The organism is Cellulomonas sp. KU4C (assembly GCF_056868065.1).
Map to the genome: position 1 here is coordinate 3,535,301 of NZ_CP200322.1, position 25,720 is coordinate 3,561,020.

General features: G+C 75.1%; 22 protein-coding genes, 2 tRNA genes and 3 pseudogenes. 14 read left to right on the plus strand and 13 right to left on the minus strand.

All coding sequences use genetic code 11. The annotated features are described in order from the left end of the window. Position 1: 1 nt before the first annotated feature. The 5 genes and pseudogenes from AC1VL8_RS16820 to efeB all read left to right on the plus strand — a co-directional run bounded on the left by AC1VL8_RS16820 (position 2) and on the right by efeB (position 6,040). Positions 2 to 1,817, plus strand: a pseudogene (locus AC1VL8_RS16820) (AMP-dependent synthetase/ligase). A gap of 126 nt (positions 1,818 to 1,943) precedes the next feature. Further along, the gene (locus tag AC1VL8_RS16825) at positions 1,944 to 2,300 is read left to right on the plus strand and encodes a TM2 domain-containing protein (RefSeq protein ID WP_483075968.1); all 357 of its coding nucleotides are present in this window, start codon (positions 1,944 to 1,946) and stop codon (positions 2,298 to 2,300) included. 192 nt (positions 2,301 to 2,492) lie between these two features. Beyond that, positions 2,493 to 3,365, plus strand: a complete 873-nt coding sequence (gene efeU, locus AC1VL8_RS16830) for an iron uptake transporter permease EfeU (protein WP_483075969.1) — start codon at positions 2,493 to 2,495, stop codon at positions 3,363 to 3,365. Between the two features lie 118 nt (positions 3,366 to 3,483). Then, positions 3,484 to 4,695 carry an iron uptake system protein EfeO gene (gene efeO / locus AC1VL8_RS16835; RefSeq protein WP_483075970.1) on the plus strand — a complete coding sequence of 404 codons (1,212 nt, stop codon included), beginning with the start codon at positions 3,484 to 3,486 and terminating at the stop codon, positions 4,693 to 4,695. Further along, positions 4,685 to 6,040: an iron uptake transporter deferrochelatase/peroxidase subunit gene (gene efeB / locus AC1VL8_RS16840; RefSeq protein ID WP_483075971.1), complete on the plus strand. Its 1,356-nt coding sequence runs from the start codon at positions 4,685 to 4,687 to the stop codon at positions 6,038 to 6,040. The genes efeO and efeB overlap by 11 nt, the downstream gene beginning before the upstream one ends. Positions 6,041 to 6,195: 155 nt before the next feature. Here efeB and AC1VL8_RS16845 read toward each other — a convergent pair whose 3' ends face one another. The 8 genes from AC1VL8_RS16845 to AC1VL8_RS16880 all read right to left on the minus strand — a co-directional run bounded on the left by AC1VL8_RS16845 (position 6,196) and on the right by AC1VL8_RS16880 (position 15,074). Beyond that, complete coding sequence (locus AC1VL8_RS16845; RefSeq protein ID WP_389230370.1) at positions 6,196 to 7,398, minus strand: baeRF2 domain-containing protein; 1,203 nt, start codon at positions 7,396 to 7,398, stop codon at positions 6,196 to 6,198. A gap of 155 nt (positions 7,399 to 7,553) precedes the next feature. Continuing rightward, a complete protein-coding gene (locus AC1VL8_RS16850) occupies positions 7,554 to 7,886 on the minus strand; it encodes a chorismate mutase (protein WP_389230373.1) in 333 nt (110 codons plus the stop codon). Further along, positions 7,883 to 9,169: an ATP-dependent Clp protease ATP-binding subunit ClpX gene (gene clpX / locus AC1VL8_RS16855; RefSeq protein WP_389230376.1), complete on the minus strand. Its 1,287-nt coding sequence runs from the start codon at positions 9,167 to 9,169 to the stop codon at positions 7,883 to 7,885. The genes AC1VL8_RS16850 and clpX overlap by 4 nt, the downstream gene beginning before the upstream one ends. Before the next feature lie 253 nt (positions 9,170 to 9,422). Beyond that, on the minus strand, positions 9,423 to 10,124 hold the full coding sequence (locus AC1VL8_RS16860; RefSeq protein ID WP_389230378.1) for an ATP-dependent Clp protease proteolytic subunit: 702 nt from the start codon (positions 10,122 to 10,124) through the stop codon (positions 9,423 to 9,425). Between the two features lie 40 nt (positions 10,125 to 10,164). Beyond that, positions 10,165 to 10,785, minus strand: a complete 621-nt coding sequence (locus tag AC1VL8_RS16865; protein ID WP_454051656.1) for an ATP-dependent Clp protease proteolytic subunit — start codon at positions 10,783 to 10,785, stop codon at positions 10,165 to 10,167. A gap of 207 nt (positions 10,786 to 10,992) precedes the next feature. After that, complete coding sequence (tig, locus tag AC1VL8_RS16870; protein ID WP_483075972.1) at positions 10,993 to 12,354, minus strand: trigger factor; 1,362 nt, start codon at positions 12,352 to 12,354, stop codon at positions 10,993 to 10,995. Between the two features lie 147 nt (positions 12,355 to 12,501). Then, positions 12,502 to 14,538, minus strand: a complete 2,037-nt coding sequence (locus AC1VL8_RS16875; protein ID WP_483075973.1) for a DNA/RNA non-specific endonuclease — start codon at positions 14,536 to 14,538, stop codon at positions 12,502 to 12,504. 95 nt (positions 14,539 to 14,633) lie between these two features. Continuing rightward, a complete protein-coding gene (locus tag AC1VL8_RS16880; RefSeq protein WP_483075974.1) occupies positions 14,634 to 15,074 on the minus strand; it encodes a DoxX family protein in 441 nt (146 codons plus the stop codon). 95 nt (positions 15,075 to 15,169) lie between these two features. Between AC1VL8_RS16880 and AC1VL8_RS16885 the strand changes: the two genes are divergently transcribed. Beyond that, a complete protein-coding gene (locus tag AC1VL8_RS16885) occupies positions 15,170 to 15,922 on the plus strand; it encodes an ABC transporter permease (protein ID WP_483075975.1) in 753 nt (250 codons plus the stop codon). Positions 15,923 to 15,968: 46 nt separating this feature from the next. Here AC1VL8_RS16885 and AC1VL8_RS16890 read toward each other — a convergent pair. Next, positions 15,969 to 16,042, minus strand: a tRNA-Pro gene (locus tag AC1VL8_RS16890). A gap of 84 nt (positions 16,043 to 16,126) precedes the next feature. On the opposite strand from AC1VL8_RS16890, the gene AC1VL8_RS16895 reads away from it, so the two are divergent. After that, positions 16,127 to 16,197, plus strand: a tRNA-Gly gene (locus tag AC1VL8_RS16895). Between the two features lie 46 nt (positions 16,198 to 16,243). Here AC1VL8_RS16895 and AC1VL8_RS16900 read toward each other — a convergent pair. Together AC1VL8_RS16900 and AC1VL8_RS16905 are read right to left on the minus strand one after the other, a co-directional pair. Further along, entirely contained in the window at positions 16,244 to 17,392 is a 1,149-nt protein-coding gene (locus AC1VL8_RS16900) for a TIGR03862 family flavoprotein (protein WP_483075976.1), read from the minus strand. Position 17,393: 1 nt separating this feature from the next. Next, a pseudogene (locus AC1VL8_RS16905) lies at positions 17,394 to 17,480 on the minus strand (hypothetical protein); the annotation flags it as partial. Positions 17,481 to 17,533: 53 nt separating this feature from the next. Between AC1VL8_RS16905 and AC1VL8_RS16910 the strand changes: the two are divergent. The 3 genes and pseudogenes from AC1VL8_RS16910 (at position 17,534) to AC1VL8_RS16920 (ending at position 19,580) form a co-directional block, all read left to right on the plus strand. Then, positions 17,534 to 18,250, plus strand: coding sequence for an MSMEG_4193 family putative phosphomutase (locus AC1VL8_RS16910; protein ID WP_483075977.1), 717 nt, complete (start codon positions 17,534 to 17,536; stop codon positions 18,248 to 18,250). Positions 18,251 to 18,259: 9 nt separating this feature from the next. Continuing rightward, complete coding sequence (locus AC1VL8_RS16915) at positions 18,260 to 18,817, plus strand: DUF3090 family protein (protein ID WP_389230395.1); 558 nt, start codon at positions 18,260 to 18,262, stop codon at positions 18,815 to 18,817. Then, positions 18,814 to 19,580: pseudogene (locus AC1VL8_RS16920) on the plus strand (SCO1664 family protein). The gene AC1VL8_RS16915 and the pseudogene AC1VL8_RS16920 overlap by 4 nt, the downstream one beginning before the upstream one ends. Here the strand turns inward: AC1VL8_RS16920 and AC1VL8_RS16925 are convergent. After that, the gene (locus AC1VL8_RS16925) at positions 19,577 to 20,563 is read right to left on the minus strand and encodes an alpha/beta hydrolase (RefSeq protein ID WP_389230401.1); all 987 of its coding nucleotides are present in this window, start codon (positions 20,561 to 20,563) and stop codon (positions 19,577 to 19,579) included. The pseudogene AC1VL8_RS16920 and the gene AC1VL8_RS16925 overlap by 4 nt on opposite strands. 354 nt (positions 20,564 to 20,917) lie before the next feature. Between AC1VL8_RS16925 and cysK the strand changes: the two genes are divergently transcribed. Further along, entirely contained in the window at positions 20,918 to 21,853 is a 936-nt protein-coding gene (gene cysK, locus AC1VL8_RS16930) for a cysteine synthase A (RefSeq protein WP_483075978.1), read from the plus strand. A 5-nt stretch (positions 21,854 to 21,858) separates the two neighbouring features. Then, the gene (gene epsC / locus AC1VL8_RS16935) at positions 21,859 to 22,560 is read left to right on the plus strand and encodes a serine O-acetyltransferase EpsC (RefSeq protein WP_483075979.1); all 702 of its coding nucleotides are present in this window, start codon (positions 21,859 to 21,861) and stop codon (positions 22,558 to 22,560) included. Here the strand turns inward: epsC and AC1VL8_RS16940 are convergent. Next, positions 22,557 to 23,009 carry a methylglyoxal synthase gene (locus AC1VL8_RS16940; RefSeq protein WP_389230410.1) on the minus strand — a complete coding sequence of 151 codons (453 nt, stop codon included), beginning with the start codon at positions 23,007 to 23,009 and terminating at the stop codon, positions 22,557 to 22,559. The two genes, epsC and AC1VL8_RS16940, sit on opposite strands and share 4 nt — an antisense overlap. A gap of 155 nt (positions 23,010 to 23,164) precedes the next feature. On the opposite strand from AC1VL8_RS16940, the gene AC1VL8_RS16945 reads away from it, so the two are divergent. Together AC1VL8_RS16945 and AC1VL8_RS16950 are read left to right on the plus strand one after the other, a co-directional pair. Then, positions 23,165 to 24,214, plus strand: coding sequence for an LLM class F420-dependent oxidoreductase (locus AC1VL8_RS16945; RefSeq protein ID WP_483075980.1), 1,050 nt, complete (start codon positions 23,165 to 23,167; stop codon positions 24,212 to 24,214). A gap of 46 nt (positions 24,215 to 24,260) precedes the next feature. Then, the gene (locus AC1VL8_RS16950; protein ID WP_483075981.1) at positions 24,261 to 25,451 is read left to right on the plus strand and encodes a benzoate/H(+) symporter BenE family transporter; all 1,191 of its coding nucleotides are present in this window, start codon (positions 24,261 to 24,263) and stop codon (positions 25,449 to 25,451) included. The last annotated feature ends 269 nt before the right edge of the window (positions 25,452 to 25,720 follow it).

Consider the following 25,720-nt stretch of genomic DNA (forward strand, 5'->3'; position numbering starts at 1 on the left):
GATGCGCGAGTTCAGCGCCGAGACACCCGTCCCGCACGACCCCGCGCTCAACGTGCCCGGCCTCCTGCTGGAGCGGCTCCGCCGCGACCCGGCGAGCGTGCTCGTCGAGCGGTCCACCGGCCTCGGCGGCTCGTGGCAGCCCGTCACGGTCGCGGAGTTCGTCCGCGAGGTCACCGCGCTCGCCAAGGGCCTGGTCGCCCAGGGGCTCGAGCCCGGCGACCGGGTCGCCATCATGTCGCGCACCCGGTACGAGTGGACGCTGACCGACTTCGCAGTCTGGTTCGCGGGCGGCGTCGGGGTGCCGGTGTACGAGACGTCCTCGGCCGAGCAGGTCGAGTGGATCCTCGCGAGCTCGGGTACGTCCCTGGTCGTCGTCGAGACCGCGGCGCACGCCGCCGTCGTCGGCCAGGTCCGCGCGGCGGTCCCGGCGGTGCGGGACGTGTTCGTCATCGACGACGGCGGGCTGGCCCGGCTGGTCGCGGACGGCCTCGGCCGTGAGGACGCGGAGATCGAGCACCGCCGGTCGCTCGCGCAGGCCGCCGACCTCGCGACGATCATCTACACGTCGGGCACGACCGGCCGCCCCAAGGGCGTCGAGCTGAGCCACGGCAACTTCGTCGACAACGCCCGCAACGGCGTCGCCTCGCTGGCCGAGGTGTGCGCGGTGCCCGGCTCGCGGACCCTGCTGTTCATGCCGCTCGCGCACGTGTTCGCGCGGTTCGTGCAGATGGTCGCGATCGCGGCGGGCTCCCCCATCGGCCACACCCCCGACACGCGCAACCTGCTCGCGGACTTCGCGTCGTTCCGGCCGACGTACATCCTCGCGGTGCCGCGCGTGTTCGAGAAGGTCTACAACTCCGCCGAGCAGAAGGCCGGCCACGGCGCGAAGCTCGAGCCTGTTCCGCTGGGCCGCGAAGGTGTCGATCACCTACTCGCGCGCGCTCGACACCCCGCAGGGACCCTCGGCCGGGCTGAAGGCGACCCACGCGCTCGCCACGACGCTGGTGCTGCGCAAGCTCAAGGACGCGATGGGCGGCAACCTCCGCTACGCGATCTCCGGCGGCGCCCCGCTCGGCGAGCGGCTGGGCCACTACTACCGCGGCATCGGCGTGCGCGTCCTGGAGGGCTACGGCCTGACCGAGACGACCGCCCCGTCGGCCGTGAACCGGCCGGGCCTGATCAAGATCGGCACCGTCGGCCCCGCCTACCCCGGCACCTCGCTGCGGGTCGACGACGACGGCAACGTGTTCGCCCGCGGCCCGCACGTGTTCCGCGGCTACCACGGCGACCCCGAGGCGACCGCCGCGGTGCTGGACGCCGACGGGTGGTTCGCGACGGGCGACATCGGCACGCTCGACGAGGACGGCTACCTGCGCCTCACCGGCCGCGCGAAGGAGCTCATCGTCACCGCGGGCGGCAAGAACGTCGCCCCGGCGGTGCTCGAGGACCGGTTCCGCGGCCACCCGCTGGTCAGCCAGGTCGTCGTGGTCGGCGACGGGCGCCCGTTCATCGGCGCCCTCGTCACCCTCGACGCCGACATGCTGCCCGGTTGGCTGTCGATGCACGGGCTCCCGGCGATGGACGTGCGCGCCGCCGGTCGGCACCCGGAGGTGCTGGCGGCCCTGGACCGCGCCGCGGCCCGGGCCAACGAGGCCGTGTCCCGCGCCGAGTCGATCCGCAAGGTCCGCGTGCTGGACGGCGACTTCACCGAGGCGAACGGGTACCTCACCCCGTCGCTCAAGGTGAAGCGCGCGCTCGTGCTGAAGGACTTCGCGGCGGACGTCGAGGAGCTCTACGTCGACACCCGGGAGCACTGAGGGCCCGTCGCGGCATGTGACCTACGTCACCCCCTGAGGGCGGGACAGGGGCCACAGCGGACTCATAGGTTCAGCGGCGCGCGGGACACTTCGTGCCGCAGCCGTCTCGATCCCGGGAGCCCCTCCGTGTCCTACCCGCAGCCGTCCACCTCCGCCTACTCGTCCACCGCCGGCGAGTCCTCCAAGTCGTTCGTCGTGACCTGGCTCCTGTCCGCGTTCCTCGGCGGGCTCGGCGTCGACCGGTTCTACCTGGGCAAGATCGGCACCGGCGTCCTCAAGCTCGTCACCCTCGGTGGCCTGGGCGTCTGGGCGCTGATCGACCTGATCCTCGTGCTCGCCGGCGCGCAGAAGGACAAGGAGGGCCGGTCGCTGGCCGGCTACGACCAGAACAAGAAGATCGCCTGGATCGTCACCGCCGTCCTGTTCGTGCTCGGCATCGTGGGCAACCTCGCCTCCGGCACGCTGGCGGCCGTCGGCTCCTGAGCGACCGCACCACCGGCCGGGCGCGCACCACCGGCCGGGCGCGCACGAGCGCCCGGCCGGTGGTGCGTCCGGGGTGTCTCACCGCCGCGAGGAGGGTCCGGCGGACCCGACCCCATGCGCTACAGTCGCCCGCGGTGAGGTAAGGCATACCTCATCCCCACGGCGGGTCGCCGGACGTCCACGGAGGTACCGGTGGTCGCCAACGTCCTCATCGGGCTCCGCGAGGGCCTCGAGGCCTCGCTCGTCGTCGGCATCCTGCTGGCCTACCTCGTGCGCACCGGCCGTCGCGACCTCGTCCCCGCGCTCTGGTCCGGGGTCGCCACCGCCGTCGCCGTGTCGCTCGTCGCCGGCGCCGCCCTCACGTTCGGCCCGAAGGGGCTGACGTTCGAGGCGCAGGAGATCATCGGCGGCTCGCTCTCGCTGGTCGCCGCCGGGCTGCTGACCTGGATGACCCTCTGGATGGCCCGCACCGCGCGGCACATGAAGTCCGACCTCGAGGGCCGTCTCGGCGCCGCGCTCGGCGCAGGACCGCGCGCGGTCTACGTGGTCGCGCTGCTCGCCGTCGGCCGCGAGGGCCTCGAGACGGCGCTGTTCCTGTGGGCCGGCGCGCAGGCGTCGTCCTCCCTGACCGGACCCCTGGTCGGCGCGCTGCTCGGCATCGCCGTGGCCGTCGTCCTCGGCTGGGCCGTCTACCGTGGCGCCGTCCGGCTCGACCTGCGCCGGTTCTTCAGCTGGACCGGGATGCTGCTCGTCGTCGTGGCCGCCGGCGTCGTCGCCTACGGCGTCCACGACCTGCAGGAGGCCGGCGTGCTGCCCGGCCTCGGCGCCGTCGCCTACGACGTCTCCGCCCTGATCCCGCCGTCGAGCTGGGTCGGCACCGTCCTGGCCGGCATGTTCACGTTCAGCCCCGCCCCCACCTGGGCGCAGGTCGTCGCGTGGACCGGCTACCTCGCGGTGGTCGGCAGCCTGTACGTGCGCCAGGTCTGGGGTGGATCCACCCGACCGCGCTCCCCCGCGGCTGCCGGCACCGCCGGCGCGACGCCCGCCGCGCCCGCCCGCTCCTGACCTCGGCCGGGCGCCCAGCCCGTCGCCGCACCGCCTCCTCGCCGCAGGCACGCGCACCGCACGCCCCCCGGACGCGGCGCGCCCGTCACCCCGCACCTGCCACCACCTCGGAGACCCCATGTCCCGCTCCCTGCCCACCGCCCGGCTGACGTCCGCCGCGGCCCTCGCCGCGCTCGTGCTGCCGCTCGCCGCGTGCGTCGACAACGGCGCCGCCGGCGCCGACGCCACCGGACCCGGCGCGATCACCGTCGACTCCACCGCCGACGCCTGCGACGTCGGCTCCGCCGAGGCGCCGTCCGGCACCGTCACGTTCACCGTCACCAACAGCGGCGACGACGTGACCGAGTTCTACCTGCTCGCCGACGACCGCCTGCGCGTGGTCTCCGAGGTCGAGAACATCGGCCCCGGCATCACCCGCGACCTCGTCGTGCAGGTCCCGGCCGGCGACTACTACACCGCCTGCAAGCCCGGCATGGTCGGCGACGGCATCACCGCCGCGTTCACCGTGACCGACTCCGGCGCGGACGTCGGCCCGTCCGGTCCGGTCGCGCAGCAGCTCGCGACCGCGCAGGCCGACTACGTCGCGTACGTGAAGGACCAGGTCGGCTCGCTGGTCACCGGCACCCAGGAGTTCGCCGACGCGTACGCCGCGGGCGACGACGCGACCGCCCGGTCCCGGTACGCCGCCGTGCGCGTGCACTGGGAGCGCGTCGAGCCGGTGGCCGAGTCGTTCGGCGACCTGGACCCGCTGCTCGACGCCCGCGAGGCCGACCTCGCCGAGGGCGACGAGTGGAGCGGCTGGCACTACATCGAGAAGGACCTCTGGCAGCCCGCCCCCGACGCGAACGGCGGCGAGACGTACACCCCGCTGACCCCCGAGCAGCGCCAGGAGGCCGCCGACACCCTCGTCGAGCTGACCGGCGAGCTCGAGGCCCGCGTCACCGCCGACGACTTCACCTTCGAGGCGTTCCAGATCTCCAACGGCGCCAAGGAGCTGCTGGACGAGGTCGCGACCGGCAAGGTCACCGGCGAGGAGGAGATCTGGTCCCACACCGACCTGTGGGACTTCCGCGCGAACGTCGACGGGGCCGAGGTCGCCCTCGGGGTGCTGCGTGGCGTCGCCGAGCAGCAGGACCCGGAGCTGGTGACCGAGCTCGACGACCGGTTCGCGGACCTCGACGCCCTGCTCGCCCAGCACGGTTCCGTCGACGCCGGCTTCGCGTCGTACACCGACCTGACGCCCGCGCAGGTCGCCGAGCTCGCCGCCGCCGTCGACGCCGTGAGCGAGCCCCTGTCCCGCCTGACCGCGACGATCACCGATGCGGCCTGACGACCCCGCCGCACCCGCCGGCGACGACCGCCCGCGCGGTCTCAGCCGCCGTGCCGTCCTCCTCGGGGGCGGCGCGGCGGCCGGCGCCGCGGCGGTCGCCGGTGCCGCGTTCGCCGGCGGGCGCGCCACCGCCCCCGACCGCGCCGCTGCCGTCGAGGCACGCACCTACCCGTTCGCCGGCGCGCACCAGGCCGGGATCGCCACGCCCGCGCAGGACCGCCTGTACGTCGCCGCGTTCGACCTGACGACCACCGACCGCGCCGCGCTCGTCGACCTGCTGCGCACCTGGACCACGATGGCCGCCCGGCTCACCGCCGGGCTCGGCGCGGGGCCGCTCGGGTTCGACCGCGGCAGCTACGACGCCCCGCCCGACGACACCGGCGAGGCCGCGGACCTGCCGCCCGCCGGCCTCACCCTGACCTTCGGGTTCGGCCGGTCGCTGTTCGTGGGCGCCGACGGCGGGTCCGACCCGTTCGGGCTCGCCAGCCGGCTGCCGGGCGCGCTCGCGCCCCTGCCCCACTTCCCCGGGGACGCGCTCGACGCCGGCCGCAGCGACGGCGACCTGGTCGTCCAGGCGTGCTCCGACGACGCGCAGGTCGCGTTCCACGCCGTCCGGAACCTGTCCCGCGCCGCGTTCGGCACCGCCCGGATCCGCTGGGCGCAGCTCGGCTACGGGCGCACGTCGTCCACGTCGACCGCCCAGCAGACGCCGCGCAACCTGTTCGGCTTCAAGGACGGGACCGCGAACATCATGGCCGAGGAGGCCACCGCCCTCGAGGACCACGTGTGGGTGCAGGCCGCCGACGCGCGCGCCGACACCGGGACCGACTCCGCCTGGATGACCGGCGGCACGTACCTGACGGGCCGGCGCATCCGGATGACCGTCGAGACCTGGGACCGCTCCTCGCTGCGCGAGCAGGAGCGGGTCGTCGGCCGGACGAAGGGCTCCGGCTCCCCGCTGTCCGGCGGCGCGGAGCACACCGCGCCCGACTTCGAGCGTGCCGGGTCCGACGGGACGCCGCTGATCGACCCCGCGTCGCACGTGCGGCTCGCCCACCCGACGTCGAACGGCGGCACCCGGATGCTGCGCCGCGGGTACACCTTCACCGACGGGAACGACGCGCTCGGGCGGCTGGACGCCGGCCTGTACTTCATCGCGTTCACCCGCGACCCGCGGACCCACTACGTCCCGGTCCAGCAGGCGCTCGCCCAGCAGGACCTCATGTCCGAGTACCTGCAGCACACCGCGTCCGCCCAGTTCGCCGTGCCACCGGGCGTCCCCCGGATCGCCCCGGACGGCTCGCTGGTGGACGACGCCTACGTGGGCGCCGGCCTGTTCGCCTGACGCCCGCCCGGAGCCCGGAGCCGCGCGCCGCCCGACTCCGCCCAGCCGGCGCCGAGACAGGACGCGCGCGCCGAGACAGGGCCGTCCAGCGCCCTGTCTCGGCGGGGCGGCCCTGTCTCGGTGACCAGGAGGGCCGGCCCGACCCGCCGCCGGCGTCAGACCACGTCGCGCAGGCGGGACTGGTCGTCCGACTGGGTCGGGATCGACTCGCTCGGCGTCGAGTCGTCGCTCCACCGGAGCACCGCCCCGATGCCGTCGACGACCTCGACCTGCCCGTCCGAGGCGATGGTCAGCCCGGCGTCCTGGCCCAGCGCCGCCCGGATCAGCGCGACGTCCGCGGGCATCTGCCGGGCCCCGGAGGTGACCCCGATGCCCGCCAGGTCGGACTCGCTGCTCGCGATCTGCAGCGGCTCCGGCCCGACCCACAGCCGGCGCTCGGACAGCGACGACCCGGGCAGCGTGGCGTCCTCGTGCAGCACGACCTCCGCGACCTGCCCCCGCTGGAGCACGGTCACCACGTCGTCCACCGAGGTCACCGCCGCCTCCCCGCGACCGAGGGCCTCCCGGTAGCGGTCGAGCACGCTGGTCCGCCGGGTCCGCCGGAACGTCTCCAGCGCCTCCGACACGCGCTGGTGGAACGCCTGCTGGTTGACGCCGTCGGCGCGGGAGCCGCCCTGCACCTCGACCACGAGCTCGCGCGTGCGCGGCGCCACCGCGTGGCAGAGCAGCGACACGGCACGGACGTCGCCGGTGACGAGCACGATCTCCGGCTTCTTCTCGACCACCTGCTTGTCGAGGTCGGCCGCGACGGTCTCGGCGTTGCGCTCCCAGGAGTCCTCGGCGCGGACCTGCACGCGCTTGTGCGCCCAGGCGCCGCCGCCCTCCTTCACCTTGTGCAGCACGTCGTGGTCGCCCTCGACCGTCTCCTTCGACGACCCGCGCACGCCCGAGCCGTCCGACCAGGTGAGGTCCGCGCCCTGCCGGTCGATCTCGACCAGGAGGAACCGGGTCGCCTCGTCCGCGGCCCGGACCGCGGGCAGCAGCACCGGCACGTCGTCGAGCACGGCCGTCGACTGGGCGGGCGGGGACTTCAGCACGCGGTCGACGACCACCCCGCGGGAGTCCGCGATGACGACCCGCCCGTGCGGCGTGGTGACACCCGTGGGCCGGGTGACGACCTGCTCGATCTCGTCCAGCACGCCGGCGGCGGCACCCGCGCGCTCGAGGTCCCGCCGCAAGGACCGCCAGCGGCCCGCCACCTCCTCGTCACCGGACGCGTCGGCGCGGGTGGCGTCGAGGTGGACCGTCACGAACGGGGCGGGACGGCCGAGCAGGGGCTTGAGCCAGTGCAGTTCCACGGGGCGACCTCCGAGGGTTCTTCGGATGCGTCGGTCGAGCCGATGAGGCGCCTGCCGGGCCCCTGCGGCCGACCTGTCCTGACCCCTCCCACCCTGGGCCAGGTCGGCGCCGAGCGCCACCCCTGACCGGGTCCCGGTCGCGGTGGCGCGCCAGGTCAGGCCGGGGGCACCGCGCCCGGGGCGTCGCCGCCCGCCGCGATCGCCTCGTGGTGCCGGATGACCTCCTCGACGATGAACGCGAGGAACTTCTCCGCGAACACCGGGTCGAGGTCGGCGTCGTGCGCGAGCGACCGGAGCCGGGCCACCTGCCGGGCCTCGCGCCCGGGGTCCGACGCGGGCAGGCCGAGGCGCGCCTTGAGCACGCCGACCTGCTGGGTGGCCTTGAACCGCTCCGCGAGGAGGTGGATCAGCGCGGCGTCGATGTTGTCGATGCTGCCGCGCAGGCGCGCCAGCTCCGGCGGCGGACCGCCGGCGTCTGCGAGGCTCACGCGCTCTTCTCGCGCGGCGTGCGCTTCGCGGGCGCCTGGCGGGGCACCAGCGTCGGGTTCACGTTCTCCAGGACGACCTCGCGGGTCACGACCACGCGCTCGACGTCGTCACGGCTCGGCACCTCGAACATCACCTGCTGGAGGACCTCCTCCATGATGGCCCGCAGCCCGCGCGCACCGGTGCCGCGCAGCAGCGCCTGGTCGGCGATGGCCTCGACCGCGTCGGCGGTGAACTCCAGCTCGACGCCGTCGATCTCGAACATCCGCTGGTACTGCTTCACGAGCGCGTTGCGGGGCTCGGTGAGGATCCGCACCAGGGCCGACTGGTCGAGCGGCGACACCGTCGTGATGACCGGGACGCGGCCGATGAACTCGGGGATCAGGCCGAACTTCAGCAGGTCCTCCGGCATGACGTCGCCGTAGACGTCGCGGTCGTCCGCGGAGTGCAGCGGGGCGCCGAAGCCGATGCCGCGCCGGCCCGCGCGCGAGGTGATGATCTCGTCCAGCCCGGCGAACGCACCGGCCACGATGAACAGCACGTTCGTCGTGTCGATCTGGATGAACTCCTGGTGCGGGTGCTTGCGGCCGCCCTGCGGCGGCACCGAGGCGGTCGTGCCCTCGATGATCTTGAGCAGCGCCTGCTGCACGCCCTCGCCGGAGACGTCGCGGGTGATCGACGGGTTCTCGCTCTTGCGGGCGATCTTGTCGATCTCGTCGATGTAGATGATCCCGGTCTCGGCCTTCTTCACGTCGAAGTCGGCGGCCTGGATCAGCTTGAGCAGGATGTTCTCGACATCCTCGCCGACGTAGCCCGCCTCGGTGAGGGCCGTGGCGTCCGCGAGGGCGAACGGGACGTTGAGCATCTTCGCGAGCGTCTGCGCGAGGTACGTCTTGCCGCAGCCCGTCGGGCCGATCAGCAGGATGTTCGACTTCGCGATCTCGACGGCCTCGTCGGACTGCGCGGTGCCGACGGCGGGGGTGGCCTCACCCGCCTGGATGCGCTTGTAGTGGTTGTAGACCGCGACGGCGAGCGACCGCTTGGCGGGCTCCTGACCGACGATGTACTGCTCGAGGAACGCGAAGATCTCCTTCGGCTTGGGCAGCTCCACCATGCCGATCTCGGTGGCCTCCGCGCGCTCCTCCTCCATGATCTCGTTGCACAGCTCGATGCACTCGTCGCAGATGTAGACGCCCGGCCCCGCGATGAGCTTCTTGACCTGCTTCTGCGACTTCCCGCAGAACGAGCACTTGAGAAGGTCGGCGCCGTCCCCGATGCGAGCCACGTGCGTCCCCTTCCCTCGGTGCGACCGTCGCGGTCGCGTCGGTGCTGCGCGCGCGTCCCCGTCGCGGGGACCCGCCCATCGGTCCATTGCACACCACGTTCAGCCCGGTGTCAGCCTGCACACGCCCCGGAGCCGGGCGTGTCGCCCGGGTGAGACCCGTCCGGCCCAGCCCGGCGGCCCCCGGCACCCGCCGACGCCCCGGCGGCCGCTGCTCGCGGCCCGCCGGGGCGTCGTCGGTGGTGCGTGCCGTGCGTCAGGGCTCGACGGTCGTCGCGACGACGCCCTTGCGGCTCTCGAGCACCTGGTCGACGATCCCGTACTCGTGCGCCTGCGCGGCGGTGAGGATCTTGTCGCGCTCGATGTCCTGCCGGACCTGCTCGAGCGGCCGGCCCGTGTGGTGCGCGAGGGTCGCCTCGAGCCACTCGCGCATCCGGATCAGCTCGTTGGCGTGGATCTCGATGTCGGACGCCTGGGCGTAGCCGCCGCCCTCCATCGCGGGCTGGTGGATCAGCACGCGGGCGTTCGGCAGCGCCAGGCGCTTGCCCGGGGTGCCGGCGGCCAGCAGGACCGCCGCGGCGGACGCCGCCTGGCCGAGGCACACCGTCTGGATCTGCGGCTTGATGTACTGCATCGTGTCGTAGATCGCGGTCAGCGCGGTGAACGAGCCACCGGGCGAGTTGATGTACAGCGTGATGATGCCGTCGGGGTCGGTCGACTCCAGGACCAGCAGCTGGGCCATGACGTCGTCCGCGGAGGCGTCGTCCACCTGCACGCCGAGGAAGATGATGCGGTCCTCGAACAGCTTGGTGTACGGGTCCTGCCGCTTGAAGCCGTACGCGGTGCGCTCCTCGAACTGGGGCAGCACGTAGCGGGACGACGGCGACTGGGCGGGCGCGCCGCCCCAGCCGCCGGCGAGGCGCCCGGCACGGGCGATGAACTGCGACTCGGTGCTCACGGGTTCTCCTTCTGCGTGGTCTGGTGTGGTCGGCGCGGCGTCAGGACTGCGTGCCGCCGCCGCCGGTGACCGCGCCGGCGTGCGTGACGACCTTGTCGATGAACCCGTACTCCAGCGCCTCGGGCGCCGTGAACCAGCGGTCGCGGTCCGAGTCGGCCGTGATCTGCTCGTGCGTCTTGCCGGTCTGCTCGGCGATCAGCTCCGCGAGCACCGTCTTCATGTGCAGGATCAGCTGGGCGTTGATCCGCACGTCGGTGGCGGTGCCGCCGATGCCACCGGACGGCTGGTGCATCATGACGCGGGCGTGCGGGGTCGCGTAGCGCTTGCCCTTCGCGCCCGAGGAGAGCAGGAACTGCCCCATCGAGGCGGCCATGCCCATCGCGACGGTGGCGACGTCGGGCTGGATGTACTGCATGGTGTCGTAGATCGCCATGCCCGCGGTGATCGAGCCACCGGGCGAGTTGATGTACAGGAAGATGTCCTTGTCGGGGTCCTCCGCCGCGAGCAGCATCATCTGCGCGCAGATGGCGTTCGCGTTGTCGTCTCGGACCTCCGAACCCAGCCAGATGATCCGCTCCTTGAGGAGCCGGTTGTAGATGGAGTCGTTGAGGCCGAGTCCCCCGGACTCGGCCCGGGCGATCGCCGGCGTCTGGTCGTTCACGAAGGCTCCCTCGTCAGGCTTGGTTGCTTGTCAGCGACCCTAACGCCCGCACCCGGCCGGTTCCGTCCCGCCCACCCCCCGTTTCGCTGACGGCGCACGCTCCCGCGGCGCAGAGCCCGGCCGATGGTGCGCGCGGGGTGGGTCGGGGGCGGATGCGCGAGGGCCCCGCGCCGCCGGAGCGGTGCGGGGCCCTCGTGGTGCGGGGGGTCAGGCCTTGGTGTCGGCCTCGGTGCCCTCGGCGGCGGCCTCGGTGACGGCCTCCTCCAGCGCGTTCTGCGCGGCGTCGTCCTCGTCCGAGCCGATGAACTCGCTCAGGTCGACGGGCGCACCGGCGGCGTCCACGACGGCCACGCGGCGCAGCGCGACGGCGAGCGCCTTCGAGCGCGCGACCTCGGCCACCATCGCCGGGATCTGGCCCTGCTGGTCGACGGTCTGGATGAACGTGTTCGGGTCCATGCCGTACTGGCGCGACGCGCTCACCAGGTAGTCGACGAGCTCGCCCTGGTTGACCTTGACCTCGAGGTTCTCGGCCAGGGTGTCCAGGAGGATCTGGTTCGTCAGCGCGGTGGTCGCCTGCTCGGTGACCTCGGCGCGGTGCGTGTCGTCCTCCAGGCGACCCTCGGACTCGAGGTGGCGGTGCACCTCGGCCTCGACGGCGCCGGACGGGACCGGGATCTCGACCTGGGCGAGCAGCTGCTCGAGCAGCAGGTCGCGGGCGGTCACGGCCTGGTTCTGCGCGCGGACCTTGTCGGCCTGCTCGCGGAGGTCGGCCAGGAGCTCCTCGACGGTGTCGAACTCCGACGCCATCTGGGCGAAGTCGTCGTCGGCCTCGGGCAGCTCGCGCTCCTTGACGGAGGTCGCGGTGACGGTGACCTGGGCGGTCTCGCCCGCGTGGTCGCCGCCGACCAGGACGGTCTCGAACGTGGTGGTCTCGCCGGCCGACAGGCCGGTGAGCGCCTCGTCCAGGCCCTCGAGCATGTTGCCCGAGCCGATCTGGTAGGAGACGCCGGAGACCGTGTCGACCTCCTCGCCGTCGATCTTCGCGACGAGGTCGATCACGGCGAAGTCCTTCTCGGCCGCCGGGCGGTCGACGCCGACCAGGGTGCCGAAGCGCTCGCGCAGCGCGTCGAGGCGGCCCTGGACGTCCTCGTCGGTGACCTCGAGGCCCTCGACCGTGACGGACAGGCCGTCGAGCGCGGGCACCTCGATCTCGGGGCGGACCTCGACCTCGGCGGTGAAGACCAGGTCGCCCTGGTCGCCGGCGACCAGGCCGGGGACCTTGGTGACGTCGACCTCGGGCTGACCCAGCGGGCGCAGCTTGTGCTCGCGCACGGCCTCGGCGTAGAAGCCGGACAGGCCCTCGTTGACGGCGTGCTCCATGACGGCGGGGCGGCCCACGCGCTGGTCGATGATGCGCGGCGGGATCTTGCCCTTGCGGAAGCCGGGGACGGTCACCTGCTCGGCGATGTGCTCGTAGGCGTGATCGATGCTCGGCTTGAGCTCGTCGAACGGCACCTCGACGGTCAGCTTGACCTTGGTGGGCTCCAGGGTCTCGACGGCGCTCTTCACTTCAGTGATCTCCAACTGCTCGGACGGTCTGCGCCGGGGGTCCGGCGTGCGGCGCTCGGCGCGCCGACGGGGCGGGACACGCCCCGCTTCGGGCGGCACGCTCCGGCGCGTGCGGGCATGACTGGACGCGCGCACCGGCCCCCGATCCTACGGCACCTGCTCGTTCCGCCGCCAAAGCACCGCGTCCGCGTAGGTCCGCAGCCGGCGCGCGACCCCGGCCGCCTCCTGCCCGGCGAGCGGGTCGGCCGCGGCGTGCACGTCCAGGTCGAGCCCCGTGAGGCGCGCGACCGTCGCCACCGGCACCTGGAACGTCTCGTACGGCCCGAACGCGCTCTCCTGCGCGAGCACCCCCGGCAGCCGGTCGGCCTGGCTCAGCAGGTAGGCGGTGACGGCGAGCCGCCCGTCGTCGTCGACGGCCGCGACGAGCTTGTAGAACTGCCGCGGCAGCAGCACCCCGCGGTAGGGCGGGTCGTCGTCGGCGAGCACGGGGCCGCTGACCACGCTGATCCGGAGCCGATCGCGCGTCGCGATGCCGAGCACGTGGTCCTCCAGCCCGAGCCACAGCCGCGAGCCCTGGTTGACGGCGCTGTGCTGCGGGGCGGAGTTCGGGTAGTGGAAGGTGTCGTCGTTCGCCGCGAGCGCCAGCGGCCCCCACGCCGGGTCGACGCGCCGGACCAGGTGGCCGCGGTCGAGGGCGTTGTCCCGGTACACCTCGGCCCCGGTCTGCTCCTCGCGGGGCACCCGCGGGTCGAGGATCCACCGGTCGCCGGACCGCACGGGCGGGTCGAGCGCCGCGCCGTCGACGTTCACCGCGGCCAGCAGCGCGAGCCGCCGGGTCCGGTGCAGGACGACGGTGAAGTGGTGGTAGAGCAGCGGGTCGCCCGCGGCGGCGGCGTGCCGGCCGGGCCCGGGCAGCGGCAGGGGCACGCCGAGGAAGTCCGGGTCGTAGCCGCGGCGGTCGGCGTAGTCCTGGTCGACCGCGCGGGCCTCGGCGTCCGGGGCCGGGCCGGTGCCGCGCGGCTCGGCGGTCGCGGGCGCCGCGCCGGACGACGTGCCCGTCGACGCACCCGCCCGCACGGTGACGGTGACCTGGAGCGGGACGTCGACGGTCACCGACGCGAGGGCGTCGCCCGACGCCGGGCCGAGCGTGGCGCCCTCTCCCCCGCGCACCGGCGGCTCCGGCACCGTCGGCGAGGTCCCGAGCCCGTCCAGCAGCGCCCGCTGCGCGCCGCCCACCGTCACCCGGGCCAGGTGCGCCAGGACCCGGCTGATCCGGATCCCCTCGTTCACGACCGTGTAGGCGTCGTCCGCGTCCGGGCTCGGGACGCTCGCGTGGTGCAGCGCCACGACCTCCCACTGGTCGTTGAACACGGGCGACCCGGACGACCCGGGCTCGGTGTCCGCGACGTAGTGCAGCACCTGCTCGGCGATGTCCACGAGCTCGTTCTCGCGGAGGACGACCTCCTTCGGCCGCGCACCGGGGTGCTGCACGATCGTCACCGCCTCGCCGATCACCACCGTGCCCTGCGCGGCGGTGAGCGGCAGCCAGCCGAACGGCACCGTCCGCGCCGGTTCCGCCACCGCGACCAGGGCGAAGTCGAGCTCCGGGTCGGCGACGAACAGCGCGGCGGGGTCGAGCCCGACCGTCGTCACCGGGCGCGGGCGCCCGTCCCCGCCCTGCTGGAACTCGAGCTGCAGGACGCTCGACCCGGCGGTCGCGGCGTCGGGGAGCACGTGGTGGTTGGTCAGCAGCAGGCGGGGCGACACCAGGAACCCGGTGCCGTGCCCGAGCACGTCGCCCGTGGCGTCGCGGATCTCGACCCGACCGACGGCCCGCTGCGCGACGGCGCCGTCCTCCAGGTAGCGCGCGGGCAGGAAGTCGGGGGTGTTCACCACCGCCTCGAGCAGCACCGCGGGCGCCGTGCCCGGGTCGGCGTCCAGGCGCTCCGCGGCGGCGCGCAGCAGGTCCTCGGCCGTGCCCGGGGCGGCCGCTCGGACCCCGTCGGTCCCGGTCCGGTACCGGCTGACCCGGTCGACGCGCAGCGCCGCGCGACCCGGGTCGTTCACCGCGAGCAACGGCCCCTCCCGCAGCGCGGCGCACGCGGCCACCCGTTCCGGTGTGCGTTCGGCGACGCGCGCCCGGGCCCGCTCCTGCTGCTGCACGTCCAGACCGGTCCCGGACATCGCCCCGCCCCCTCGGATCGTCCTGCTCTCGGACCACGATCCGCGCACCGGGCGTCCCGGCGCTACCCCCCTGCGGGTGTCCGCTACCAGGACCGTCAGCGGGCCGCGCGGGACCGGCGCCACGCGCGCCACGCCCCGGTCCCCCACAGCGCCCACGCGACCAGGCCCGCCTGGAACGGCAGCCGGGCGAGGCGCTTGGCGTCGGTGTCGAGCCCGAACGCGTCGGTGTGCGTCACGTACTGCGAGATGTTGCCGGGGAAGATCGCCACGAAGAACGCCGCCGCGAGCCAGCCGACCTTCGCCCGGTGCTGCTTCGGCGCGAGCACCAGGGCGGTGCCGAGCGCGATCTCCACCACCCCGGACCCGAGCACCACCGCGTCGTCGCCGACCGGGAACCACTCGGGGACCTGCGCCTGGAACTCCTCGCGCGCGAACGTCAGGTGGCTGGTGCCCGCGAACGCCAGCAGCGCCCCGAGGCCCACCCGCCCGGCGTTCCGCCCGATCTCGCGCCCGTGCCCTGCCTGCTGCTCCGCCATGACGACCCCTTGGTAGACGAACTCGTCTACTCATCGTGGCACACCGCGGCGCCCGGCGACACCGGTCGGATCCCGCGGTTGGGTACGGTGCGGGCGTGACCACGGCGACCGCCCTGCGTACCGCCCTCGCGCTGGCGGTGCTGCTCGGCGTGTTACTCGCCGTCACGACCGCCGCCCGCATCCCGGTCCGCCGGGACACCGCCGTCGCCGTCGCCCGCGCGGGCGTGCAGCTGGTCGCGGTCGCGGTCGTGATCGCCTGGGTGTTCCGGCACCCCGAGGCCGCGGCGCTCTACCTGGTCGTGATGGTGGCCGTGGCGGGGTGGACGGCGTCCCGTCGGATCGGCCTCGGCTCCCCCGCGGTCGCGCCGGTCGTCCTGGCCGTCGCCGCGGGTGGCGCGACCGCCGTCCTCCCGGTCGCCGCCGCCGGAGCGCTGCACCCGGGCTCGGCGACGCTCGTCCCGTTCGCCGCCCAGATGATCGGCGGGGCCATGTCCGCGGCGGCCGTGACCGGCCTGCGGATGCGCGACGACCTGCGCACCGGCTGGGACGTGGTCGAGGGCTGGCTGGCCCTGGGCGCGACACCCCGGCAGGCCGTCGCCGAGGACGCGCGCCGCGCCGTCGCCCGGGCGCTGGTCCCGGGGATGGACCAGACGCGCAGTGCCGGCCTGGTGACGCTCCCCGGGGCGTTCGTCGGGCTGCTGCTCGGCGGCGCGAGCCCCGCGCAGGCCGCGCAGGTCCAGCTGCTGGTGCTGGTCGGGCTGCTCGCGGCGCAGGCCGTCACGGGCGTGCTCACCGCGCGGCTGCTCGCCGGGCGACTCGGTCGGCTGCGACCCGCCGTCCGGGCGTGACGGCGCGGGTCCGAGCGCAGCCCCGCGGGCCAGCCGGGAGCACGAGTCGGGATGGGGAGATTCGAACTCCCGACCTTCCGCTCCCAAAGCGGACGCGCTACCAACCTGCGCCACATCCCGTACGGCCCAGAGTGTAGTGACGGACGGACGGCCCTCGCGGACCCGGTACCCTGGTCCGGCAGCCCGGGTACGTCACGGGCCTGCGCGGATGTAGCTCAATGGTAGAGCCCCAGTCTTCCAAACTGGCTACGCGGGTTCGATTCCCGTCATCCGCTCCCTGGTTCCTCCCCCGGCCCGTCCGGCGAGGCGGCCCCGCGGCGCTCAGCCCGCGAGCCGCCGCAGCATCGCCCGCGCGCCCCACACCCCGGTGCTGTACGACGCCTGCAGCAGGTACCCCCCCGTGGGCGCCTCCCAGTCGAGCATCTCCCCCGCCACGAACGTCCCCGGGACCGCCCGGAGCATGAGGTCGTCGTCGACCTCGGACCAGCGGATGCCGCCGGCGCTGGAGATGGCCTTGTCGATCGGCATGGTCGCGGTGATCTCGACCGGGACCGCCTTGACCAGCGCGGCCACGGCGGCGGGGTCGTCGGGGACGGCGTTGCCGGTCGCCTCCCGGAGCAGCCCGACCGCGACGGGGTCGAGCCCGACCGACCGCTGCAACCAGGTGGACCGGGAGTCCTTCGGCCGTCGCCGACCGAGCCGCTGCGCGAGCCGGTCCAGCGGGACGTCGGGCCGCAGGTCGACCTCCAGGACGCAGCGCCCGTCGGCGTCGAGCGCGTCGCGCACCGCCGCACCGCTCGCGTAGACGGGACCGCCCTCGATGCCGGTGCGGGTCACCATCGCGTCGCCGCGCACCGCGGGCCGGTCCTGGCCGCGGACGGTCAGCGCGACGCTCTTGAGCGGCACGCCCTGGAACCGCTCCGCGAACGGCGCGGACCAGGCGGCGCGCATCCCGACGTTCGCGGCCCGCAACGGCGCGACCGCCACGCCCCGCGCCTCGAACGCCGGGATCCAGCCACCGTCCGCGCCGAGCCGGGGCCAGGAGGCACCCCCGAGCGCGAACAGGGTCACGTCGTGCGCGACTTCGCGCTCGACGTCGTCCACCACGCCGGTGAACCGCAGCGCGTCGCCGGACCAGCCGGTCCACCGCTGCCGCTTCTCGATCGTCACGCCGAGGCCGTCGAGGCGCGTCAGCCACGCCCGGACGAGCGGCGTCGCCCGGAACGACCGCGGGAACACCCGGCCGCTCGACCCGACGAACGTCTCCTCGCCGAGGCCCGCGCACCAGTCGCGCAGGTCCGCGGGGGTGAACGCGTCGACCATCGGCGCCAGCAGGTCCGCGGCGCGCCCGTACCGCGGCAGCATCCGGTCGCGGTCCTCGGAGTGCGTGATGTTGAGCCCGCCGTGCCCGGCGAGCAGGAAGCTTGCGGCTGACCGACGGCATCCGGTCGTAGACGGTGACCGCCACACCGGCCGTCGCCAGCACCTCCGCGGCGATCAGCCCCGCCGGGCCGCCGCCGACCACTCCCGCCGTCCGCACCGGGCGACGGTAGCCCACGCGGAGGCCGCCGCGGTGCGCGCACCCGGCGGGCGGGTGCCTAGGCTCGCCGCATGGCCACCGTCCTGCTCGTCCGTCACGGGCGCACCACCGCGAACACCGAGGGCGTCCTCGCCGGGCGCGCGCCCGGGGTCCACCTCGACGACGTCGGCCGCGACCAGGCCGCGCGTACCGGCGCCCGGCTCGCGGACGTGCCGCTGGTCGCGGTCGTCACCAGCCCGCTGGAGCGGTGCCGCGAGACCGCGCAGGCGGTCCTCGACCGGCAGCCGCCGGGGACGCCGCTGCGCGTCGAGAACCGCGTCGTGGAGTGCGACTACGGCACCTGGCAGGGCCGGCACCTGCGCGACCTCGCGTCGGAGCCCCTGTGGGCGACCGTGCAGGGGCAGCCGAGCGCGGTGACGTTCCCGGGCGGCGAGTCGCTCGCCGCGATGCAGGCCCGGGCGGTGGCGGCCGTCCGGGAGCAGGACGCCGCCGTGGAGGCCGAGCACGGGCCCGGGGCGGTGTGGGCGGTCGTCACGCACGGCGACCTGGTCAAGGCGCTGCTCGCGGACGCCCTCGGGATGCACCTCGACCTGTTCCAGCGGCTCAGCGCCGGACCCGCGTCGGTCTCCGTCGTCCGGTACGGCCGCAGCCGGCCCGACGTCGTCGCCACGAACACCGACGCAGGCGACCTGTCGTGGCTGCGCGCCGCCGCCCCGGTGGGGGACGCGCCGGTCGGCGGCGGCGCCGGTCCGGGCGACCCCCGCGCCGGTGCGGGCGAGCGCTCCTAGCATGGGGTCATGAGCACGATCGTCCACGAGCACGACTGGCCCGACCGCGTCGTCATCGGCACCGTCGGACGCCCCGGAGCGCGCACCTTCTACCTGCAGGCCCGCACCGGCCGCCGGCTCACCTCCGTCGCGCTGGAGAAGCAGTGGGCCGCGTCGCTCGCGGAGAAGATCGACGAGATCCTCGACGGCCTGATGACCGAGGACGACAACCGGTTCAGCGTGCCGCCGCGCGCGCTGCCCGAGCTGCTGGACGACGACCCGGTGGAGCAGCCCGTCGAGGAGGACTTCCGCCTCGGCCAGATGCGGCTGAGCTTCGACCGGTCCACCGCGCAGGTCGTCGTCGAGGCCTACCCCCTGGTCGAGGTCGAGTCCGAGGAGGAGGCCGAGCGCCTGGAGCGCGAGGGCACCCTCGTGCCCGAGGAGGAGCTGATCCTGCGGATGCCCGTGGGCACGGCCCGTGCGTTCGCCGAGCGCGCCCGCCGGGTGGTGCTCGCGGGTCGCCCGGAGTGCCCGCTGTGCGGTCGGCCGATGGACCCCGACGGCCACGTCTGCCCGCCGCTGCAGTGACCGCGCCGGACCTGGACGCCGACCCGGTCGAGGTCGTCGGACGCATCACCGTCGCGTCCAACGCGACCTTCCTCGCGCAGATCGGCGACGTCCGGGTCGTCTACAAGCCGGTCGCGGGCGAGAAGCCGCTGTGGGACTTCCCGGACGGCACGCTCGCGCGCCGGGAGGTCGCCGCGCACCGCGTGTCCGAGGCCACCGGCTGGGGTGTCGTGCCCCGCACCTGGCTGCGCGAGGGGCCGCTGGGCCCCGGGATGGTGCAGCTGTGGCAGGAGCCCGACCGCGACCAGGACCCGGTCGACGTCGTGCCCTCCGCCGCCGTGCCCGCGGCCGGGTGGCGCACCGTGCTCGAGGGCGGCGACGAGCAGGGCGACCCGGTGACGCTGGTGCACGAGGACTCCCCCGCGCTGCGCCGGATGTGCGTGCTCGACGTGCTGCTGAACAACGCCGACCGCAAGGGCGGCCACGTCCTGCCCCAGGCCGACGGGCGCCGGCTCGGCGTCGACCACGGGGTGACCTTCCACGTCGAGCCCCGGCTCCGCACGGTCCTGTGGGGTTGGCTCGGCGACCCGCTGGACGCCGAGGAGCGCGCCGGGGTCGAGCGGGTCCGCGCCGCGCTGGACGCCGACCTCGGGCGGAGCTCGCCGGGCTGCTCGCCGCGGACGAGGTCGCCGCGCTCGTCGCGCGCTGCGACCGGCTGCTCGCCCAGGGCGTCTTCCCGGCGCCCGAGGGCGAGATGCCCGCAGTGCCCTGGCCGCTGTTCTAGCGGTCCGACCCCGGGCCGCCCGACCGACCCAGCGTCACGTCGAGCCACGCCGTCACCGCGTCCAGGTACCGGGTCCGCGCGGGCAGCGGCGACAGCGCGAGGTCGTGCGCCCCGCCCGCGACCTCCTCGTACGTGACGTCCGGCCCGAGCCGCGGCGCGAGCCGCCGCATGTCCGCGACGTCCAGCACGGAGTCGGTGGTGAGCAGGCCGTCGTGCCACCGGTCGTCGGGGCCGGACGCGTCGGAGGCGAGCACCAGCACCGGGACGTCGACGTCCAGGCCGCGCGCGACCGCCACCTGGCCCCGGCGGATCGCGCGCACGAACCCGGCCCGCACCGGGAAGCCCTCGTGCGGCTTCCACGCCAGGTCGTACGCCCACTCCCCGCCGGTGCCGGCGTGCAGCGCCTCCCCGTAGTCGGCACCGACGTGCGCGACGACCAGCCGCGGGGCGACCCGGCCGACGACGTGCAGCAGCAGCCACGACAGGACGGTGCGCTCCAGCCACGTCCCGCGCACGTCCAGCCACGGCGAGTTGAGCACCACGGCGTCGACCAGGCCGCGCGCCCGGCGGTGGTGCGCCCACAGCGACGCGACGAGACCCCCGGTCGAGTGGCCGAGCAGCACCACCTGGTCGTGCTCGGCGCGCACGAGGCGGACGGCGGCGTCGAGCTCCTCCGCGTAGATCGCGAGCTCGGTGGTGTGGTTCGGCTCCCGCCCCGGGCGGATCGACCGGCCGTAGTCGCGCAGGTCCAGGGCGTACAGGTCGTACCCGCGGTCCGCGAGCGCCTCGGCCACGTGGGTCTGGAAGAAGTAGTCCACGAACCCGTGCACGTAGAGCACCGCGGGCCGCGCCCGGTCGGCGCCCGCGTCGCGCCGGTGCACCAGCGTCGCCACCGCGTCGCCCTGCGCGTCGGGGCGCAGGTGCAGGGTGCGCTGCACCCAGTCGCCGCCGAGCACGTCCGGGATGGCGTCGTCGACCGTCATCCCGGCATCGTGCCACCCGATCGGGTGGCCCCGGGCATCTTTGTCGCCCTCCGCGCGTTACCGCTACTGTCGGGCCGGTCGGCTCCGACGCCGACCTGACGGGAGAGGAGCCGGGCATGCGCCACGCCGCGCCGCGCGCCGTGCTCGTCGGGCTGCGCCACGCCGCCCGCCCCGTCCCGCGCGCCTGTCGCTGTCTGTAGAGCGCTGGCCGCCCCGCCGCACGTCGGCGCCCGCGGCGACCACGGGCACCCGGTGCCCCGCCAGCGCTCGCCCCGACGCCCCCGGCGGGCCCCGCACCGCCGCGCGCACCCCAGCACCCACCCGTAGGAACCCACAGGACGGACGGACCCGGACATGGCACGGATCTACGACGACGCGACGCAGCTCATCGGCAACACCCCGCTGGTGCGGATCGACAAGCTCACCGAGGGCGTCGGCGCGACCATCGTCGGCAAGCTCGAGTTCTACAACCCCGCCAGCTCCGTCAAGGACCGCATCGGCGTCGCGATCGTCGACGCGGCCGAGGCGTCGGGCGAGCTCAAGCCGGGCGGCACCATCGTCGAGGCGACCAGCGGCAACACCGGCATCGCACTGGCGTTCGTCGGTGCGGCGCGCGGCTACGACGTCGTGCTGACCATGCCGGAGACCATGTCGAAGGAGCGCCGCGCGCTGCTGCGGGCCTACGGCGCCGAGCTGATCCTCACGCCCGGGTCCGAGGGCATGAAGGGCGCGGTCAACCGCGCGAACGAGATCGTCGCGGAGCGCCCCGGCGCCGTCCTGGCCCGGCAGTTCGCCAACGAGGCCAACCCCGCGATCCACCGCCGCACCACGGCGGAGGAGATCTGGGCCGACACCGACGGCGAGGTCGACATCCTCGTCGCGGGCATCGGCACCGGTGGCACGATCACCGGCGTCGGCCAGGTGCTCAAGGAGCGCAAGCCCGGCGTGCAGGTCGTGGGCGTCGAGCCCGCGGAGTCGCCGATCCTCAACGGCGGCGCGCCCGGCCCGCACAAGATCCAGGGCATCGGCGCGAACTTCGTGCCCGAGATCCTCGACACCGGCGTCTACGACGAGATCATCGACGTGGACGCCGAGACCGCCGTCGCCGTCGCCCGCCGGGCCGCCCGCGAGGAGGGCCTGCTCGTGGGCATCTCCTCGGGCGCCGCGCTGCACGCCGCCGTCGAGCTGGGCAAGCGCCCCGAGAACGCCGGGAAGCTGATCGTCGTCATCATCCCGTCGTTCGGCGAGCGCTACCTGTCGTCCATCCTCTACGCCGACCTCCTGGACTGATCGCGATGACCTCGACCACCCGCCTGCCGCGACCGGGCGGCGCCACCGGACCCGGGACGCCCGGGCCGGGGGTGCCGGCCCCGGCGGGCGCCGCCACCCGCGCCGACGACCTCGGCGCGCACTGGCGACGCCTGCGGCGGTTCGGGCGCACGCTGCGGGAGGACCTGGACGCCGCGCAGCGGCGCGACCCGGCCGCCCGCTCGCGGGTCGAGGTCGCCCTCGCCTACCCGGGGCTGCACGCCGTGTGGGTGCACCGGGTGGCGCACCGCATGTGGCGGGAGCCGGGCCTGCGCCTGCCGGCCCGGCTCCTGTCGCAGGTGTCCCGCGCGGTCACCGGGGTGGAGATCCACCCCGGTGCGACCGTCGGGCGCCGGCTGTTCATCGACCACGGCATGGGCGTCGTCGTCGGCGAGACCGCCGTGATCGGCGACGACGTGGTGCTGTTCCACGGCGCGACGCTCGGCGGCAAGACGATGAAGCGCGGCAAGCGGCACCCCACCGTCGGCGACCGCGTGGTCGTCGGCGCCGGCGCGAAGGTGCTCGGCGCCGTGTGGATCGGCGACGACGCGCAGATCGGTGCGAACGCCGTCGTGCTCAAGGACGTCCCCGCGGGCGCGCTGGCGGTCGGCGTCCCCGCGACGGTCCGGCGCCGCCCGGACCAGTCGCCGCCGGAGCCCGACGTCGACGACCCGGCGATCTACATCTAGCCCGCGACGACCGGAGTGCCGCCGTCCCAGTCCCGCGGGGCGAACTCGGGTCGGCCCGTCCACTTCTCGGACATCATCGGCGACGAGATCAGCATGTCCGCGGTCGCCGCGTTCGCGGCCATCGGGACGTTCCAGACCGCGGCGATCCGCAGCAGCGCCTTGACGTCGGGGTCGTGCGGCTGCGGCTCCAGCGGGTCCCAGAAGAACACGAGCATGTCGATGACGCCCTCGGCGATCTTCGCGCCGATCTGCTGGTCGCCCCCGACCGGGCCGGACAGCAGCCGGGTCACCGGCAGGCCGAGCTCGTACTCGAGCATGGTGCCCGTGGTGCCTGTCGCGTAGAGGTGGTGCCGCGACAGCGTGCCCCGGTTGAACTCCGCCCAGCGGAGCAGGTCGACCTTCTTGTTGTCGTGGGCCACGAGGGCGATGTGGTGCACGGCGCCGGGCATGGCGGGGTCCTTCCGTGGTGCCTGCGGCGCGCGCAGGGGTGCGCGCCTGGGCACACCCTAGAGCGCGTCGGCGCGCACCCTCGCGTCCGGCCGTCGCGCACGGCAGCATGGCCGACGGGCGCGCTCACCGGCGAGCGCGCGACGAGGGAGGCAGCATGCGGCTCGGCTACCACACCGGCTACTGGTCGGCGGGCCCCCCGCCGGGGGCGGCGGAGGCGGTGCAGGCCGCGGACCGGCTCGGGCTGGACTCCGTGTGGACCGCGGAGGCGTACGGGTCCGACGCGTTCACCCCGCTGGCCTGGTGGGGCGCGACGACCACCCGGGTGCGGCTCGGCACCGCGGTCGCGCAGATCGCCGCGCGCACGCCGACCGCGACCGCGATGGCGGCGCTCACGCTCGACCACCTGTCGGGTGGCCGGTTCACCCTCGGGCTGGGCGTGTCGGGGCCGCAGGTCGTCGAGGGCTGGTACGGCCAGCCGTACCCGCGGCCGCTGGCCCGGACGCGGGAGTTCGTCGCGATCGTCCGGGACGTGCTGCGCCGCGAGGGCCCGGTGCGCGCCGGCGGTCCGTTCTACCGGCTGCCGCTGCCCGAGGACGAGGGCTCCGGGCTCGGCAAGGCGCTGCGGTCGACGGTGCACCCGCTGCGCGCGGACCTGCCGATCCACCTCGCCGCGGAGGGCCCGAAGAACATCGCCCTGACCGCCGAGGTCGCCGACGGGTGGCTGCCGCTGTTCTACACGCCCCGGCTCGACGACGAGTTCCGCGGGCTGCTCGCCGACGGGTTCGACCGCCGGCTCGCGGGCACCCGCCCGGTGGAGGAGTTCGAGGTCACCGCGACCGTGCCGGTGGTGCTCGGGCCGGACGTCGAGACCGCCGCCGAGGCGGTCCGGCCGTTCGTGGCGCTGTACGCCGGCGGGATGGGCGCCAAGGGGGCCAACTTCCACGCGAACGCCCTCGCCCGGCTCGGGTACGCGGACGCCTGCGCGGAGATCCAGGCGCACTACGCCGCCGGGGACCGGGCGCGCGCCGCCGCGGCCGTGCCGACCGAGCTGGTCCGCGACGTCGCGCTCGTCGGCACCCCCGAGGACGTGCGGGACCAGGCGCGGGCGTGGCGCTCGACGGCGGTGACGACGCTGCTGGTTCAGGCCGCGCCGGAGCAGCTGCCGGTGATCGCGGGGCTGCTCGGGGACGCCGGGGCTGCCTGACGGACGCGCAACCGCGGCGACACACGCGTCCGCTACGGTCCGGCGCGTGACCACGCCCGCCAGCGCCGCCCCCGCCGGACCGCGCGACACCTCGACCCACGTCGCCGCCGGCCTGGTCACCGCGCTGGTCGGGTTCACCAGCGCGTTCGCGGTCGTGCTCGGCGGGTTGCGGGCGGTGGGGGCCTCCCCGGCCCAGGCCGCGTCGGGGCTGCTCGCCGTGACGCTCGCGATGGGCGCGGCCACCGTCCTGCTGGCCTGGCGCACCCGGCTGCCGATCACGGTCGCGTGGTCGACACCCGGCGCGGCGCTGCTCGCGACCACCGGCACCGCGGCCGGCGGCTGGCCCGAGGCCGTCGGCGGGTTCGTGCTCTGCGGGGTGCTGCTCGCGGCCGTCGGGCTGTGGCGGCGCCTCGAGCGGTGGGTGCGGCTCATCCCCGTGCCGCTGGCGAACGCGATGCTCGCCGGCGTGCTCGTCGACCTGTGCCTCCAGCCGGTGCTGGCCGTCGCCGACCGGCCGCTGCTCGTCGGCCCGGTGGTGCTGGTCTGGCTGGTGCTGCTGCGGTTCTCCCCGCGGTGGGCGACACCCGCGGCAATGGGGCTCGCGGTCGCGCTGGCGGTCGCGTCGCCCGGGGTCCGCGCCCTCGACCCGGGCGCGCTGCTGCCGTCGCCGACCTGGACGACCCCGGCGCTCAGCTGGTCGGCGGTGGTGTCGGTGGCGGTGCCCCTGTTCGTCGTGACGATGGCGTCGCAGAACATCCCGGGCGTCGCCGTGCTGGCCGGGTTCGGCTACACCGCGCCGCTGCGCCCGGTGATGCTGGTGACCGGCGCCGGCACCGTGCTCGCCGCCGGGTTCGGCGGGCACGCGATCAACCTCGCCGCGATCAGCGCGGCGCTCGCCGCCGGCCCCGAGGGCGGCCCCGACCCCCGCCGCCGGTGGCGCGCCGCCGTGGTGGCGGGGCTCGGGTACCTCGTGCTGGGCGCCGCGTCCGCGGCCGTCGCGGCGGTGGCGCTCGCCGCCCCCGCGGGCCTGATCGCGGCGGCGGCGGGCCTCGCGCTCGTGGGGACGCTCGCGTCGTCGCTCGCCGGGGCGTTCTCCCCCACGACGCACCGCGAGGCGGCGGCGGTGACGTTCCTGGTCACGGTGTCGGGGATCGCGGTCGGCGGGATCTCGGCGGCGTTCTGGGGGCTGCTCGCGGGGACCGCGACGCACCTCGCGCTCCGCGCACGCCGCCCCTGACCCTCCCGCCGCGCGCGCACCCGCCCCCCGCACCCGCACCCGCACCCGCGAGAGGTCACGACACGCGGGTCCCGGGCCCCGCGCGGTCGCGTGTCGTGACCTCTCGTCCCCCACGCGGGGGGCGGGGCGGGGCGGCATGGGCGGGGGCGGGGCTCGGCGCGCTCCCCGACCCGCCCGAGGCGCGCCTGACCAGCCCCGGCGCGACCGACCCACTCCCTGCGCGCCCGACCCCGCCCCCCGCGCCCGCGAGAGGTCACGACACGCGGGCG